The sequence below is a fragment of the Candidatus Acidiferrales bacterium genome (assembly GCA_036514995.1).
Classification (GTDB): Bacteria; Acidobacteriota; Terriglobia; order Acidiferrales; family DATBWB01; genus DATBWB01.
This window is the reverse complement of the sequence record DATBWB010000066.1, coordinates 14,984-29,957: the sequence shown is the minus strand read 5'-3', so window position 1 is coordinate 29,957 and position 14,974 is coordinate 14,984. Positions and strand designations below refer to the sequence as shown.

The window sequence follows — 14,974 nt, the reverse complement described above, 5'->3', positions numbered from 1 at the left end:
TGAGTCGCATCCACCAAACTTTTTTCAGTCTACCATCCCGCCGTAAATCAAACAAGCGAACCTCAACCCCGGGGAGAATTGGCGTATAATAAACGTTTTTGAAACCCTGCTCCTTGTTCCATGTTTGGCTGGACATGGCTTTGAGCCTGAGAGACGGCGCATGCCCGAGGTCGCAACCGAAATCGTTCCTCGCAACTTGGTTCTCGATCTTCACCGCAAGATGCTGACCGTGCACTATATCGAAGAGCGGCTGAAGATTTTCGCCAAGCACGGAAAGTGCTCCTTCCAGGCTTCGACCCGCGGCCACGAAAAGCTGCAGATTGGCATGACCCTCCTGCTCCGCCCTGGATATGATTGGTTCTTTACCTACTATCGCGAGAAAGCCATTGCGCTGGGCTTGGGAATGTCCATCGGCGATATCTTCCTCGCGATGTTGAGCCGCGAAGGCGATCCAAGCTCGAACGGCCGGAATATGCCGGAACATTTTTCTTCGCAAGCATTGCGTCTGGTTGCCCAGACGGCTTGCACCGGCACCCAATATCTGCCCGCGGTCGGCATGGCCAAGGCCGTCAAAAGAGACGGCTCCGACGCCGTTGTTTACGTCTCCTCCGGGGAAGGTGCCACCAGCGAAGGTGAGTTCTTTGAAGCTTTGAACTGGGCTGCCCGGGAAAAGTTGCCTGTGCTCTTTGTGGTGCAGAACAACGGCTATGCCATCAGCGTTCCCCAGGCCCGGCAGACGATTGCTGAGATTCATCGCATCGCCCGCGGTTTCGGCATGCCCACCTTTGACCTCGACGGCACCTGGTTTGAGCCCATGTACCAGACCCTGCCGCCGGTCATCGACCGCATTCGCGCCGGCCACGGCCCCGCTCTTTTGGAAGGCCAGGTGGTGCGTCTCGACCCGCATTCTTCCTCCGACGACCAGAAGAAATATCGCACCGAGCAAGAACTCTTGGGACTTCGCGAGCGCGACCCGATCTTCCAGACGGAAGCCTATCTCGTCAAGCGCAGGATTTTGACGCCGGAACAGATCGCCGAGATTCGGGAGCAAGTCGAAGCGGAAGTCAATCGCGCTGCCGGCGAGGCCGATGCCGCCCCGGCGCCGGACTCTTCGACTGTCTTGGCCCATATTTACTCAACTGACCCGCCTTTCTTCGATGAGCATCCCCCGGCCTATCTCTCCGACCGGCTCGTCACCATGGTGGACGCTTTGAACCATGGGTTGCAGGAAGAACTGGCCCGAGACCCGAAGATCGTCATGTGGGGCGAAGACATCGCCGACCCCAAGGGCGGCGTCTTTGGCGTCACCCGCGGATTGAGCACCGCTTTCCCCAACCATGTGGAAAACTCGCCCCTCGCCGAAGCCAGCATCGTCGGCGTGGCTCAGGGAATGGCCATGGGTGGCTATAAGCCGATTGTCGAAATCCAGTTCAGCGATTATTCTTGGCCTGCCTTCATGCAAATGCGCAATGAGATCGCCACCGTGCGCTGGCGCAGCCAGGGGGCCTGGTCCACTCCGATGGTCGTGCGCATGACCGTCGGCGGTTACATCAAGGGTGGTCCCTTTCACTCCACCACTGTCGAGGCCGCCTACTCTCATATTCCCGGCTGGTACGTTGTCTATCCCTCCTGTGCCGAGGACGCCAAGGGCCTCCTCAAGACCGCCGCTCGCTGCCAGGACCCCGTCATTTTTCTGGAACACAAGGGCCTCTATCGCCGCATTCAGGCCAAGACCCCAGAGCCGGACGCGAGCTACACCATTCCCTTTGGCAAAGGCAAGATCCGCCGTGAGGGTTCTGACCTCACCATCGTCACCTGGGGAAGTACCGTCTATCTTGCCCTCGATTTGGCTCGCCAGTTGGAAGCCGAGGGAAAATCCCTCGAGGTCATAGACCTGCGCACCCTTGTCCCCATGGATGATGACCTGGTCTTCTCCAGCATTCGCAAGACCAATCGCGTCCTGGTTGCCCACGAAGATTCTCTAACCATGGGGTTCGGCGCCGAGGTCGCCGCGCGCATTGCCGAGCACGCCTTCGCCGATCTGGATGCTCCGGTCATGCGGGTGGGCGCCAAAGATTCCTTCGTCCCCGCAGCCCCGAATCTCGAGGCGGCTGTGCTCCCTTCGCTCGATGATTTAAGATCGGCTGTTGAGAAACTTCTGGCTTACTGAAACGCCCCTCTCGCGCCGGAGGGTTCCTGAATCCCCGGGGAGGGCCCGCACTGCGATGGAACAACGAACTTTCGAAGACCTGGTCGCTCTTATGGCCCGGCTCCGTTCCCCCGACGGGTGCCCCTGGGACCGCGAGCAAACCTACGATTCTCTCAAGAGCTACGTCATCGAAGAGGCCTATGAGGTGGTGGACGCTGTCGAGGGCCGCGATTTTGACAAGCTGCCCCGGGAGCTCGGTGATCTCCTCCTTCAAGTCGTCTTCTACGCTCAGATGGCCAGCGAAGAAGGCAAGTTCGATGTCCACGATGTCATCCGCCATCTCTCGGACAAACTCATCCGCCGCCACCCCCACGTCTTCGGAGACCTTCGTGTGGCTGGCTCCGACGAAGTCCTGAAAAACTGGGAAAGGCTCAAAGCTGAAGAGCGAGCCTCGGCTCACGCCGAGGCCGCCCCGGAAGGAGCGCCGTCTTTGCTCCGGGACATTCCCAAGGCCCTTCCCGCATTGCTCGAAGCCTACCAGATGACTCGCCGGGCCAGCCGCGTCGGCTTCGATTGGAAGACCATTGACGAGTTGCTCGGCAAGCTCCGGGAGGAGGTCAAGGAATTGCGCGATGCCTTGGCCAAAAAGGAGCGCGCTAAGATCGAAGAGGAATCCGGCGACCTGCTTTTCGTCGCCGTCAACCTTGCCCGATTCCTGGAGCTCGATCCGGAAGTGGCCCTGCGACGCGCAAATCGCAAGTTCCGGGAACGCTTTGAAGCTGTCGAAAAGCGCCTCGCCGAACAAGGCAAGGTCCCCGACCCTGCTCACCGTGACGAGATGGAGCACTATTGGAACAAGGCCAAGGAGAAGGCGTCGGATTGAAAGGCATCGAGATGTCTTTCCTCACAATCTCGTTTGTCATCGTGAGCCCCGACTTTGTCGGGGCCAGGAATCTCAGTCGCCATGGATTGCTGGCACCTTTCCCGACCCCTTATGCGGATTAACAGCCTCACCCTCCGTGAACTGCGCGTGCCTTTGCTCTCCTTTTTTGAGACCAGCTTTGGACGCACCACCCAACGCCGCATCTTCCTGGTAGAAGCCGATGTCAATGGCGTGCCTGGCTGGGCCGAGGTCACCGCCGGCGAGAATCCATTCTATAACCCGGAAACCATAGATACCTCCTGGCTGGTCATCGAACAATTCGCCTGGCCCGCCGTCAAGGGTAGGGAATTCTCCGCGGCTGCCGAAGTCGCCGCCTCCCTCGCGCACATTCGGGGACACCGCATGGCCCGCGCCGCCATCGAAAACGCTTGCTGGGACGCCGAGGCGAAAGGGAAGGGAATTCCCCTCTGGAAACTGATCGGTGGCACCCGCAGCGCTATCCCCTGCGGCGTCTCCATCGGCATTCAGGACACCATCGAGATCCTCCTTGCCAAGATCGAAGAAGAACTCTCCGCTGGTTATCAGCGCATGAAAATCAAGATCAAACCGGGCTGGGACGTCCAAACCGTTGCCCTGGTCCGTGAGCGCTTCCCCCACATCAAGCTGATGGTGGACGCTAACGCCGCCTACCAACTCTCCGACGCCGAACACATCAAGCGCTTGGATGATTACTTCCTGATGATGATCGAGCAGCCTCTCGCCTGGGACGACATTTACGACCACGCCCGGCTTCAGAAGCAGCTCCAGACCCCCATCTGCCTCGACGAATCCATTGAAAACGTCGGCCACGCTCGGGCGGCTATCGAGTTGGGCGCCTGTCAAATCATCAACATCAAACTGGGCCGCGTCGGCGGCTTCACTTCGGCGCGGGCCATCCACGATCTCTGTCAGGAGCGCGGCATTCCCGTCTGGTGTGGCGGCATGCTCGAATCGGGCATCGGCCGGGCCCATAACATCGCTCTGGCTACCCTGCCCAATTTTCGGCTCCCCGGCGACACCAGCGCCAGCAGACGCTATTGGGCCGAGGACGTGATCGATCCTGAGGTCGAGGTCACCCCGCAAGGCGTCATTCTCGTGCCCATCGGGCCGGGCATCGGCTTCCAGCCCCGGCTGGATCGCATCGAGAAACTTACGGTTCGGAAGGAAGTCCTGCGTTGACCACACCCGCCCGCCTCAGAATCCCCGCCTCCCGGACCAAACTCATTCTGCTTCTGGCGTTGATGGTGCTCATTTGGTCCGCCAACTTCATCATCGCCAAGGTCGCCCTTCGTCATTTCCCTCCATTTACCTTGGCCGTCTTCCGCACCACTTTGGCAACCGCCTTCGTCCTTCTCTTCTTCTTGCCGGTGGCCCGCCGCCAACCTCGCTTCCGCCGTTCGGATTGGCGCAAGTTCATTGAACTCGGGATCTATGGCGTCGTTTTCAACCAAACCTTCTTCGTCTTGGGCTTGAGCCATACCAGCGTCGCCCACTCTTCACTCATCATTTCGCTCTCGCCCGTCTTGGTCTTGATCATCGCCCGCCTCCGTGGCCTCGAGGAGTTCACTGGTGCCAAAGTGGTTGGCGTAGCCATGTCCTTTATTGGGGTGGCTATCCTCAGCTCGGAGCACGGCGTCTCTCTCCACAGCCCAACCCTCATGGGTGATCTACTCACTCTGAGCGGCTCGGCCGCCTTCGCCTATTACACCGTTGCCGGGAAAGAAGTCGCCGACCGATATAGCTCGTTGGCCATGAACACCTATTGCTACCTTGTTGCTGCCACCCTCATCCTGCCCTTTACCCTCTGGCAGGGGCTCCAACTCGACTGGGGTGCGGTCGGCACCACAGGCTGGCTCAGTCTTATCTATATGGCGCTCTTTTCTTCGGCCGTAGCCTATCTCATCTATTACTGGGCCTTGCGGCGGATCTCGGCGACCCGCGCCGCTACCCTTAGCTACCTCCAGCCCGTCTTGGCTACCTTGCTGGGGGTGCTTTTCCTTGCCGAGCACCTCGCCCCCCGGCTGCTCGTCGGAGGGGCGATCGTATTGGTGGGTGTGTACCTCGCCGAGCGCTGAAAATCATTAGCTATGCAAAAGATACTATATTATCTATAAGAAATGAAGCCTGCACAACCGCCCGCGTTGACCCTCTGCCGGGCATGTGCTAGCTTCCGCATCTTGCTAAGGTGAGCAAGGTCCCGAATAAACAGTCAGAACGAGGGTCATTCCTTCAATCAACAGATGCTATGACCGGCGATCCTTCCAAGCGGCGCATTGCGGTTATCCCCGGAGACGGCATCGGCGTGGACGTCACGCGAGAAGCGGTCAAGGTTCTCGAAGCGGTGTCGCGTGTTGGCGGCAAGAAACTCGAGCTGGTTCATTTTGATTGGGGAGCGGAGCGTTATCTTCGCGACGGCGTCAGCCTCCCCACCGGCGCCCTTGAGACACTGCGCCGGGAATGTGATGCCATCCTTGTCGGCGCCCTCGGCGACCCGCGCATCCCTTCCATGAAGCACGCCGCTGATATCCTCCTCGGAATGCGTTTCCAGCTCGATCTCTACGTCAATTTTCGCCCGGTCAAACTCCTCGACAAACGCCTGACGCCCTTGGCTGGCCGCGACGAGAGCGACATTGACTTCGTTGTTTTCCGTGAAAACACCGAGGGGCTCTACGTGGGTATGGGCGGAAATTTCAAGAAGGGCACCGCCGATGAGGTGGCCATCCAGGAAGATGTCAATACCCGCAAGGGGGTCGAGCGCATCCTGCGCTACGCTTTTGAATACGCCCGGCGAAAGGGCAACCGGCGACTCTGCATGTCCGATAAGGCCAATGTCCTCACTTACGGGCATGATCTCTGGCAACGGATCTTTGCCCTGCTGCAAAAGGAATATCCCGACGTTCCTTCAAACCACCTCTATGTCGACGCGCTGACCATGCAGATCGTGCGCAATCCCGCTCAGTTTGATGTCATCGTCACTTGCAACATGTTCGGTGACATCATCACTGACCTCGGTGCCGCCATCGCCGGCGGCCTGGGCCTGGCCCCCTCCGGAAACATCAACCCCGAAGGCATTTCGATGTTTGAGCCTGTCCACGGCTCTGCGCCCAAATACGCTGGCTCGAATACCGCTGATCCGCTGGGTTCCATCCTTACTGCCGCTTTGATGCTCGACCACATCGGTTGGGCAGCGGAAGCGCGCGCCATAGAGAGCGCCGTTCAGGACTCAATCCGGCAAAACCAAACCACGCGCGATCTGGGCGGGAGTCTCGGTACCAGTGAGGTGGGCGACTGGATTTCGAACGCCATATCTCGTATGACCATCCGCGCCTAAGAAACGGCTCTGGACCGCTGAGGCACCAGCAGCCGGATCAGCAGCAACCCCGCCACGAAGCCACCTATGTGCGCCCACCATGCCGTTCCACCCGCCACCGGCACTGCCAGTGATGCCCAACCGCTCAGAAGTTGAATCACAAACCAGTAGCCGATCATGATCACCGCCGGCATTCGCACCGTCCATAGGAAGAAGAACGGCACCAAGGTGAGCACCCGCGACCCAGGGAAGAGAACAAAGTAGGCCCCCAAAATTCCTGCGATCGCTCCACTTGCTCCAACCGTGGGGACAGTGGATCGCAAGTTCAGGATCACATGCACCAGCGCCGCGGCAATCCCGCTCATCAAGTAAAACATTAAGTATCGCACCGATCCCAGCCGGTCCTCTACGTTGTCACCAAATATCCAGAGAAACCACATGTTGCCGATCAGGTGCATCCACCCGCCGTGCAAGAACATGCTCGTGAAAAGAGGAAGAATCGCCTCCGCAGCCGAAACCGTTGGATCGAATGGCGCCGCCACCATCCGCCACGGCACCACCCCAAACTCGAACGCCAGTCGCTGCAAACCCCGCGTCGGCAGACTCATCTCGTACAGAAAGACCACCACGTTCGCCACAATCATCAATACCGTGACCACCGGGAAGCGGTACCGTGGCGCGCTGTCACTCAACGGAATCATTCGAGCTTCCTCATCCTAGTCCCTGCCCCCGCGCCCTCAGCCCCGCTGCCTCAATAGCCAGTCCGGCCATTTTACGCCCCTCCATCGCCCTGCTCGCATCAGTTCTTCCACCGCCTCTTTGGATGCGATGCCGCCCCGAGCGCCTCGAGCGGTGCAATTGAGAGCCGCCGCCGCTGAGGCAAACTCGACTGCCCTTTCTGCCGACCAGCCTTGCACCAGGGCATAGGCGAATCCCCCGTGAAATACGTCACCGGCGCCGGTCGTGTCGGCGCACTCGACTTCAAAAGCCGGGCAGTACCAGAAGCGCCGACCGTCGTAACCCACAGCGCCGTCCGCCCCGAGAGTGCATGCGGTAAAGCGTTGCTCATAGGTTTCCTGTATTTTGCGCAACGCCCCCAGCGGATCAGCAATCCCGGTCAGCCTGGAGGGGAAACTGGAAGAGCTGACCAGATAGTCGACGCGCTCCAGAAGCGCCTCCACTTTCGGATAAAGGTTGTCAACATCCGCCGTCACGGGGATTCCTTGTTCGCGCGCCCATCCCGCTGCCCGGGCCGCCGCCTCCGTGTCGTGGCCGTCCACGTGTACCAGCCGCCCGGAGCAAATTACTTCCCGCGAAAGCTCGTCGGGAGGAATCTCCAACCTCGGATCTCGCCGCCAGAGTATGGTTCGCTCACCCGATCTGCCGTCCACGACGATGTAGGCGCTTTGCGATGGGCAGCCCGGAACCACCCTGAGCTCGGAGATCTCAACGCCCGCTTCGAGCAGGCTCGTCCTCTGCAGCCGGCCTAACTCGTCGTCGCCGATGCGACCCACGTAGCGCGTCCTCAACCCCCACCGTTGGCAGGCAACCAAGGCGGTGGCCACTTGGCCCCCGGGAAAAACTTCGGCGCGTTCAAATTCGATCTTCGAGCTGAATGCGGGATAATGCGGCACCTCGATGATCACGTCCATGGCATTGAGCCCGATGCCGACAATGTCCCACGCGGTGGCTGCTCTCATCCCGCTGCACTCTAACGAAAAAGAACCCTTCTTGCCATACGAAAGGAGGAGCGGGGGGCGTCTGATAATTTTTCTCGCGCCCCTCGGACTGGTTAACATAATCTTGCTTAGGTTGCATTTGCTTCCTGAAAGTTCATGTGATAAGTAGAAACGTTGTGCTGGCGGCTGTCGCCCATGTCGACGCGCCGACTTCCTTCATGTCGCTCCAAGAAGCAGAGGTGATTGTGCTCCGAACCTACCCCCTCGGCGAGGCGGACCGCATTGCCGTGCTCTTCTCGCGTGGCTTCGGCAAGCTCCGCGGCGTGGCGCGCGGCGCCCGCCGCCCCAAGAGTCGCTTTGGTTCGACGCTCGAACCGCTCTCTCGTTCCCGTGTCTGGTTCTACGAGCGCGAGACGCGAGAGCTGGTGCGGCTGAGCCAGGCCGAGCTCATTGAATCCTTCGTCGAGCTACAAAACGACTACTCCCTGAACCTCGCCCTTTCCTACCTTGCCGAGGTCTCTGACGCTCTGCTCCCCGACCGCGAGGTGTCCGACCCTGAATACCGCTTGCTGTTGATGGTCCTTGCTGCCATGAAACAGACGCGCCAGCCTTGGTTGCCGCTCACCTACTTCCGCCTCTGGATGACACGCCTGGCCGGTTGGCTTCCCAACTTCGACCTGTGCGGCCGCTGTCGAGCCTCGCTTCGCTCTTCGCCAGCCTTTGCCCACCCCGTTCGGGGAAAGATCGCCTGCATCAGGTGCCGCGTGCCCGGAATGCGTTCCCTGCGGGCCCTCTCCCTTGATCGGGCGCGCGAGATGCTGGGCCATCCGCTGGCCAAGCTCGACTGGCGCGGTTGGACGCGTACCACTAGCTCCGACCTCGACGCTTTCCTCGACGATGTCATTGAACACCACATCGAGCGCAAGCTTCGCACCCGCGCCCTGATAAGTGCCTTGGAGAATTCTTGAGACCCACCCCCTCAAAGTCCGCCAGGCCTCGCACGAACCGTGCCCGCGTCTTGCCCCCCAAAAACTTTCAAGATCTCATTCTTGCTCTTTCTCGCTATTGGGCCGAGCGCAACTGCGTACTCCAGCAACCCTACGATGTCGAGGTGGGCGCGGGCACCATGCATCCGGAGACCTTCCTTCGCGTCCTTGGCCCCTGGCCGTATCGCGTTGCCTACGTCCAGCCCTCTCGTCGTCCGACCGACGGGCGCTACGGCGAGAATCCCCATCGCCTCTACAAGCACATGCAACTTCAAGTAATACTTAAACCTCCCCCGTCCGAGATTCAGGATGTCTATTTGGAAAGTCTCGCCTCCCTCGGCATCGATTTCCGCCAGCATGATCTCCGCTTCGAGGAAGACAACTGGGAATCGCCCACGCTCGGCGCCTGGGGAATCGGATGGCAGGTGATGCTGGACGGTTTGGAGATCACGCAATTCACCTACTTCCAGCAGTGCGGGGGAATGGATCTCAATCCCGTTTCGGTCGAATTGACTTACGGCCTCGAGCGCATTGCCGCTTTTTTCCAGGGTGTAGATAGCGTGTACGATTTGCGCTGGAGCGATCAAGTGTCCTACGGGGAGGTGCGCCAGGCCGAAGAGCTCCACTTTTCTCTCTACAGCTTCGAAGCGGCCGATACCGACGCCGCGCGGAAGATGTTTGAGCTGGCCGAGGGCGAGGCCAAACGGTTGCTCGAGGGGTTCCCGGCGGAGCCCGGCGCCCGGCAACGCTTCCCGCTGCTGGCCGCTTACGACCTTTGCCTCAAGTGCTCGCATCTCTTCAATCTGCTCGATGCCCGGCGTGCCATTTCCACTACCGAGCGCGCCGCGCTGATCGGCCGCGTTCGAGATATCGCCTGCCGGGTGGCCCGTTTTTACCTCGTGCAGCAAGCTGCTCAACAACCCGTCCAGCAACCGGTGCTGCCAAAAGAGCAGCAAAAGGTCGGCGCGCCGACAACCGCCCGCCCTTCTCCCGAGGTGGCCGGATGAAGCGACCAGCCCCTGCTTCCCGCCGCTATGGCGACTTTCTCCTCGAAATTGGTTGTGAGGAGATCCCCGCGCGCATGCTTCCCCGCGCCGTGGCGAGCTTCAGGGAACTCTTGCAAGAAGCCCTCTCTGCCCACGGTTTGCTCGATTCCGCGCCGGTCGAGCTCTTTGCCACGCCTCGCCGGCTCGCCGCCCGTTGCCGCCATCTCGCCCTTCGTGAGCCCGACCGCCGGGAAGAGCTCATCGGCCCGCCCCGCCATCTCGCCTTCGATGCCCGCGGCAAGCCAACCCGCGCGGCAGAAAGTTTCTCCGCCAAACATGGCTTCCCGGTCGCAAACCTGCAAGTGGTCGAGACCCCCAAGGGTGAGTACATCGCCGCCGTCCGCCTCGCTCCAGGCCAACCGGCGGCTCGCGTCCTTGCCGAAATCCTCCCTGCTTTGATTGCCAGAATTGACTTTCCCCGGTCGATGGTCTGGGCTGAGCAATCCGGTCCACGCTTCATTCGGCCCGTCCGCTGGCTCCTGGCGCTCCTCGATGGAAGACCCCTGCTCTTTTCTTTCGGCAATGTTCCTGCCGGTGCCGTTACCTTCGGCCATCGCTTCCTTGCCTCCTCGCCCATCCAGGTAAAGAGTTCGGATGAGTTCCTGACTCGGTTGCGCCGGAGCTTTGTCCTTATCGACCCCGGCGAACGACAAGCGCGCATCGAAGAGAGACTTCAAGGGTTACTTGAAGCTCGTGGTCTCCGGTTGCGCCCTGATGCCGCCTTGCTCGAAGAGATCCTCTACCTCAACGAGTTTCCTACGCCGATTCTCGGAAATTTTGACCCCAAGTTTCTTGCTTTACCGGAAGAGATCCTGATCACCGTGATGCGAGATCACCAAAAGTACTTTGCCGTGACCGATCGCCGTGGCCGCCTGGCCCCTCACTTCGTGGCTGTGATTAACCTCGACCGCGATCGCGGCCGGATCGCCAAAAATCACGAGCGTGTCCTGCGCGCGCGTTTTGACGACGCCGGCTTCTTCTGGCAATCGGACCAGCGGCCAACCCTGGCCGCGCGGGTGGCCATTCTTGACCACATGACATTCGAGTCGCGGCTTGGCAGCTATGGCGACAAGATGCATCGCATGCGGGGACTGGCGCGCTGGATGGGCCACACCCTGCTTGCCGCCGGACATCCCTCCGTCTCGCTTGAAGCTATCGATCGCGCTGCCTTGCTCGCCAAGTGTGACTTGACTACGCAAATGGTCGGGGAATTCCCTGAACTCCAAGGGCAGGTGGGAGGACTTTACGCCCGAGCGCAGGGCGAATCTGAAGAGGTCGCCTTGGCCATCGACGACCACTATCTACCCGCCAGTCCTGACGACCCTTGCCCTCGCACGCTGACCGGAGCAATCGTTTCCTTGGCCGACAAAATGGACACGGTGGTGGGCCTTTTCGGCGCCGGGCTGGAGCCCACGGGCTCAAGCGACCCATTTGCTCTCCGCCGCCAGGCGCAGGCGTCCTTGAGGGTGCTGCTCGACAAGAGGCTGCACCTCGCCCTGCCTGAGCTGAGCGCCTTTGCGTTGAGCCAACTGGAAGCGCAGGGATCGCTCCCTCGCCCGCAAGAAGAAGCCCTCGTGGCCGTCCTCAAGTTCTTCGAAGAACGGGCGCGCTACATCTTTCGCGACGTTCGTGGGTTCGCCTACGATGAAGTCAACGCCGTCCTTCGGGCTGGTCTCGCAGACGTGGTGGACGCCGATGCTCGTCTGGAGGCGTTGCGTGACATTCGCCCGACCGAAGACTTTGAGCCCCTGGCGGTCGCCTTCAAACGCATCCGGAACATCCTGGACAAGGCAGAGTCGGCCGAGAATTGGCAGTTGCCGGAGATCAACCGCGAGTGGCTCAGCGAGACGGCGGAGAGGGAACTCTATACAGCGTTCCTGAGACTGCGCGATCGGGTCGTGCCCCTCAAGCAGTCTAGGCGCTACCGCCAGGCGCTCGAACTGATCGCCAGCCTGCGGCCGGCGGTGGATCGCTTTTTTGACACGGTGCTTGTTATGTCGCCGGATGCAAATCTTCAAAAGAATCGGCTCACCCTGCTGGCTGCGCTGCTGCGCGAGTTTTCGACGATAGCCGATTTTTCCGAAATCGTTCCAGCCACCAAAGAGCCGGCGGCAACCAGATGAAGTTTTACTTTAAGTATTGAACGGGCCAGGAGGCCAGCATGGAAGGCTTCATCTATTTCTTCGCGGAAGGCAAAGCCGAAGGCAATGGCGAAATGAAGGACCTGTTGGGCGGCAAAGGCGCCGGCATCGCTGAGATGACCAACGCCGGCCTGCCCGTGCCGCCGGGCTTCACCATCGCTACGTCGGCGTGCCGACATTACATCGAACACGGCGCCCGGATCCCAAGCGGCCTCGAGCAAGAGATAGCGCAAGCCGTTGCCCGCCTGGAGCGTGTCCAGGGTCAGAAGTTGGGCGGAGCAGACAATCCGCTGCTTGTGTCCGTACGCTCGGGGGCCAAGTTTTCCATGCCCGGCATGATGGACACCATCCTCAACCTCGGTCTGAATGACGCGAGCGTCGAGGGCCTTGCCCGCCGCGCCTCCAATCGCCGCTTTGCCCTGGATTGTTATCGGCGCCTCATCCAAATGTTTGGCAATGTGGTGCTCGATATCGAGAAAAGTGCGTTTGTGGCGATCTTCGACCGCGTGAAGCGGAGGCGTCGCGCTAGAACCGACACGGAACTGTCCGCCGAAGGTCTCGAGCAGGTCATCGCTGCCTACCGGAAATTGATCCGCACCAGGACGGGTCAGGACTTCCCTCAGAATGCTTTGAACCAGCTACGCATGGCTCGCGACGCCGTCTTCCGCTCCTGGAACAACGACCGCGCCGTGACCTACCGCCGGCTCTACAACATTCCTGACGGCCTCGGCACAGCGGTGAACGTTCAAGCAATGGTCTTCGGCAATTTGGGCGACCGCTCCGGCACGGGCGTCGGATTCACACGCAATCCCGCCACCGGCGCCAAAGAATTCTATGGCGAGTTCTTGCTCAATGCCCAGGGAGAAGACGTCGTCGCCGGCATTCGCACCCCCCTCCCCATCAGCGACCTCAAGAAAATCATGCCCGAAGTCTTCGACCAGCTCCACCGCATTACTTCCCGGCTGGAACAGCATTATCGCGACGTGCAGGATTTTGAGTTCACCATCCAGGATGGCAGGCTTTACATGCTTCAGACACGCACCGGTAAGCGCACCGGGCAGGCCGCTGTCAAGATTGCCGTAGATTTTGTCCACGAGGGCTTGCTTGAGCCCCAGGAAGCCCTTTTGCGGGTCGAACCCGATCAGTTGAACCAACTCCTCCATCCCGTCATTGATCTCTCGCAGAAACTCAATAGGCTCGCCAAGGGCCTGCCCGCCTCACCGGGGGCTGCCGTCGGCCAGATCGTCTTCACTGCTAACGAGGCGGCCGCTCGCGGAAAGCAAGCGCCCGTGATCCTGGTTCGGGCGGAGACCGTGCCGGATGACATCCACGGCATGGAGGCGGCGGTTGGCATCCTCACCGCTCGGGGTGGCATGACCTCCCACGCTGCGGTGGTGGCGCGTGGCATGGGCAAGCCCTGTGTAGCGGGCTGTGAGGCCCTCCACATTGACGAAAGGAATCGCCGGTTGACTTTAGCCGGCAGAAGCCTCGTTGGAGGCGACTGGATTTCGCTCGATGGCGGCACCGGGGAGGTATTCCTTGGCCGCGCCCGAACCATCGAGCCGGACGCCTCCAGCGGCGACTTCGCCGAGTTCATCAAGTGGGCCGATGCTGCGCGCCAGCTCCGCGTCCGAGCCAACGCTGATATCCCACGCGATGCCCTAGCGGCTCGCCGCTTTGGCGCCGAGGGCATCGGGCTCTGCCGGACCGAGCACATGTTCTTTGCCCAGCACCGCCTGCCTCACATGCAGGCCATGATTTTGGCCGATACGGATGAGGGACGCCGCCGCGCGCTCAAGCGATTGCTCCCCATGCAGAGGAAGGATTTTGTCGAACTCCTGCGTACCATGAGTCCCTACCCCGTCACTATCCGGCTCTTGGATCCTCCTCTCCACGAATTCCTGCCCAAGCGGGAAAACCTCATGGTGGAGATTGCGCAACTGGAAGCCAAGCGCAAGAAAAGCCCGAAGCTGCCTCGCCTTAAAAAGCTCCTTCGCCGCGTCGAGGAGTTGCACGAGTTCAACCCCATGCTTGGTTTGCGCGGCTGCCGGTTGGGCATTCTTTACCCGGAGATTTCGGCCATGCAGGCGCGTGCCATCTTCGAGGCAGCAGTCCTGCTGGCCAAACAAGGAGTTAAAGTAATACCTGAGGTAATGATTCCGCTCGTCGGCTACGCGAAGGAACTCCAACTTCAACGACAGATCGTGGTCAAGGTAGCGGAAGAGGTCTTCAGAGAGAAGGGAATGCGAGTTGACTATTTGGTCGGGACGATGATTGAGTTGCCTCGCGCCGCTCTTGCCGCCGCTGAGATTGCCCAAGTGGCCGAATTCTTTTCCTTCGGCACGAATGATCTCACTCAAATGACGTTGGGCCTCTCACGTGACGACAGCCCACGCATCATCCGCGAATATGTTCGCATGAACATCTACGAGAAAGATCCTTTTGCCACGCTCGATCAGAGTGGCGTCGGCCAACTGGTGGAGATGGGCACCAGGCAGGGCCGGGCGGCCCGCCCCAAGCTGAAGGTAGGTATCTGCGGTGAGCACGGTGGCGACCCGGCTTCAGTGGAATTTTGCCATCGGGTCGGCCTCGACTACGTGAGCTGCTCGCCCTACCGTGTGCCGATTGCCCGTTTGGCGGCCGCCCAAGCGGCCGTCAGAGATAAGTTCAAAGATCGCCAGCCATCCACCAGCACTGCTTAGCAGAAAGGCAGCCGCCTGTATCAATCTGCTCGCTGTGCT

The 14,974-nt window shown here is 60.4% G+C and carries 11 protein-coding genes; 9 read left to right on the top strand and 2 right to left on the bottom strand.

The features are described from left to right. The first annotated feature begins 160 nt into the window (after positions 1-160). The 5 genes from VIH17_05025 to VIH17_05005 all read left to right on the top strand — a co-directional run bounded on the left by VIH17_05025 (position 161) and on the right by VIH17_05005 (position 6,402). The gene (locus VIH17_05025) at positions 161-2,170 is read left to right on the top strand and encodes a dehydrogenase E1 component subunit alpha/beta (protein ID HEY4682596.1); all 2,010 of its coding nucleotides are present in this window, start codon (positions 161-163) and stop codon (positions 2,168-2,170) included. 55 nt (positions 2,171-2,225) lie between these two features. Further along, complete coding sequence (mazG, locus tag VIH17_05020; GenBank protein ID HEY4682595.1) at positions 2,226-3,032, top strand: nucleoside triphosphate pyrophosphohydrolase; 807 nt, start codon at positions 2,226-2,228, stop codon at positions 3,030-3,032. Positions 3,033-3,113: 81 nt separating this feature from the next. Beyond that, on the top strand, positions 3,114-4,250 hold the full coding sequence (gene menC, locus VIH17_05015; GenBank protein ID HEY4682594.1) for an o-succinylbenzoate synthase: 1,137 nt from the start codon (positions 3,114-3,116) through the stop codon (positions 4,248-4,250). Beyond that, entirely contained in the window at positions 4,247-5,146 is a 900-nt protein-coding gene (locus VIH17_05010; GenBank protein ID HEY4682593.1) for a DMT family transporter, read from the top strand. The genes menC and VIH17_05010 overlap by 4 nt, the downstream gene beginning before the upstream one ends. Before the next feature lie 170 nt (positions 5,147-5,316). Beyond that, positions 5,317-6,402 carry a 3-isopropylmalate dehydrogenase gene (locus tag VIH17_05005; protein HEY4682592.1) on the top strand — a complete coding sequence of 362 codons (1,086 nt, stop codon included), beginning with the start codon at positions 5,317-5,319 and terminating at the stop codon, positions 6,400-6,402. Here VIH17_05005 and VIH17_05000 read toward each other — a convergent pair. After that, positions 6,399-7,082, bottom strand: coding sequence for a rhomboid family intramembrane serine protease (locus VIH17_05000; protein ID HEY4682591.1), 684 nt, complete (start codon positions 7,080-7,082; stop codon positions 6,399-6,401). The genes VIH17_05005 and VIH17_05000 overlap by 4 nt on opposite strands. 36 nt (positions 7,083-7,118) lie before the next feature. Further along, complete coding sequence (locus VIH17_04995; protein ID HEY4682590.1) at positions 7,119-8,081, bottom strand: carbohydrate kinase family protein; 963 nt, start codon at positions 8,079-8,081, stop codon at positions 7,119-7,121. 137 nt (positions 8,082-8,218) lie between these two features. Here VIH17_04995 and recO point away from each other — a divergent pair, with 137 nt between their 5' ends. Genes recO through ppdK form a run of 4 tightly spaced genes read left to right on the top strand, consistent with a single transcriptional unit; the run spans position 8,219 to position 14,935 of the window. Then, complete coding sequence (recO, locus tag VIH17_04990) at positions 8,219-9,028, top strand: DNA repair protein RecO (GenBank protein ID HEY4682589.1); 810 nt, start codon at positions 8,219-8,221, stop codon at positions 9,026-9,028. Next, positions 9,025-10,053, top strand: a complete 1,029-nt coding sequence (locus VIH17_04985) for a glycine--tRNA ligase subunit alpha (protein HEY4682588.1) — start codon at positions 9,025-9,027, stop codon at positions 10,051-10,053. Before recO ends, VIH17_04985 begins: the two co-directional genes overlap by 4 nt. Then, entirely contained in the window at positions 10,050-12,215 is a 2,166-nt protein-coding gene (glyS, locus tag VIH17_04980) for a glycine--tRNA ligase subunit beta (GenBank protein ID HEY4682587.1), read from the top strand. The genes VIH17_04985 and glyS overlap by 4 nt, the downstream gene beginning before the upstream one ends. Positions 12,216-12,253: 38 nt before the next feature. After that, positions 12,254-14,935 carry a pyruvate, phosphate dikinase gene (gene ppdK, locus VIH17_04975; protein ID HEY4682586.1) on the top strand — a complete coding sequence of 894 codons (2,682 nt, stop codon included), beginning with the start codon at positions 12,254-12,256 and terminating at the stop codon, positions 14,933-14,935. Positions 14,936-14,974: the final 39 nt, after the last annotated feature.

Bases quoted from the DNA above. Each gene is read 5' to 3' on its own strand.
- VIH17_05005 (HEY4682592.1), top strand. From the start codon at position 5,317: ATGACCGGCGATCCTTCCAAGCGGCGCATTGCGGTTATCCCCGGAGAC.
- VIH17_05025 (HEY4682596.1), top strand. From the start codon at position 161: ATGCCCGAGGTCGCAACCGAAATCGTTCCTCGCAACTTGGTTCTCGAT.
- ppdK (HEY4682586.1), top strand. From the start codon at position 12,254: ATGGAAGGCTTCATCTATTTCTTCGCGGAAGGCAAAGCCGAAGGCAAT.
- menC (HEY4682594.1), top strand. From the start codon at position 3,114: ATGGATTGCTGGCACCTTTCCCGACCCCTTATGCGGATTAACAGCCTC.
- mazG (HEY4682595.1), top strand. From the start codon at position 2,226: ATGGAACAACGAACTTTCGAAGACCTGGTCGCTCTTATGGCCCGGCTC.
- glyS (HEY4682587.1), top strand. From the start codon at position 10,050: ATGAAGCGACCAGCCCCTGCTTCCCGCCGCTATGGCGACTTTCTCCTC.
- VIH17_04995 (HEY4682590.1), bottom strand. From the start codon at position 8,081: ATGAGAGCAGCCACCGCGTGGGACATTGTCGGCATCGGGCTCAATGCC.
- VIH17_05000 (HEY4682591.1), bottom strand. From the start codon at position 7,082: ATGATTCCGTTGAGTGACAGCGCGCCACGGTACCGCTTCCCGGTGGTC.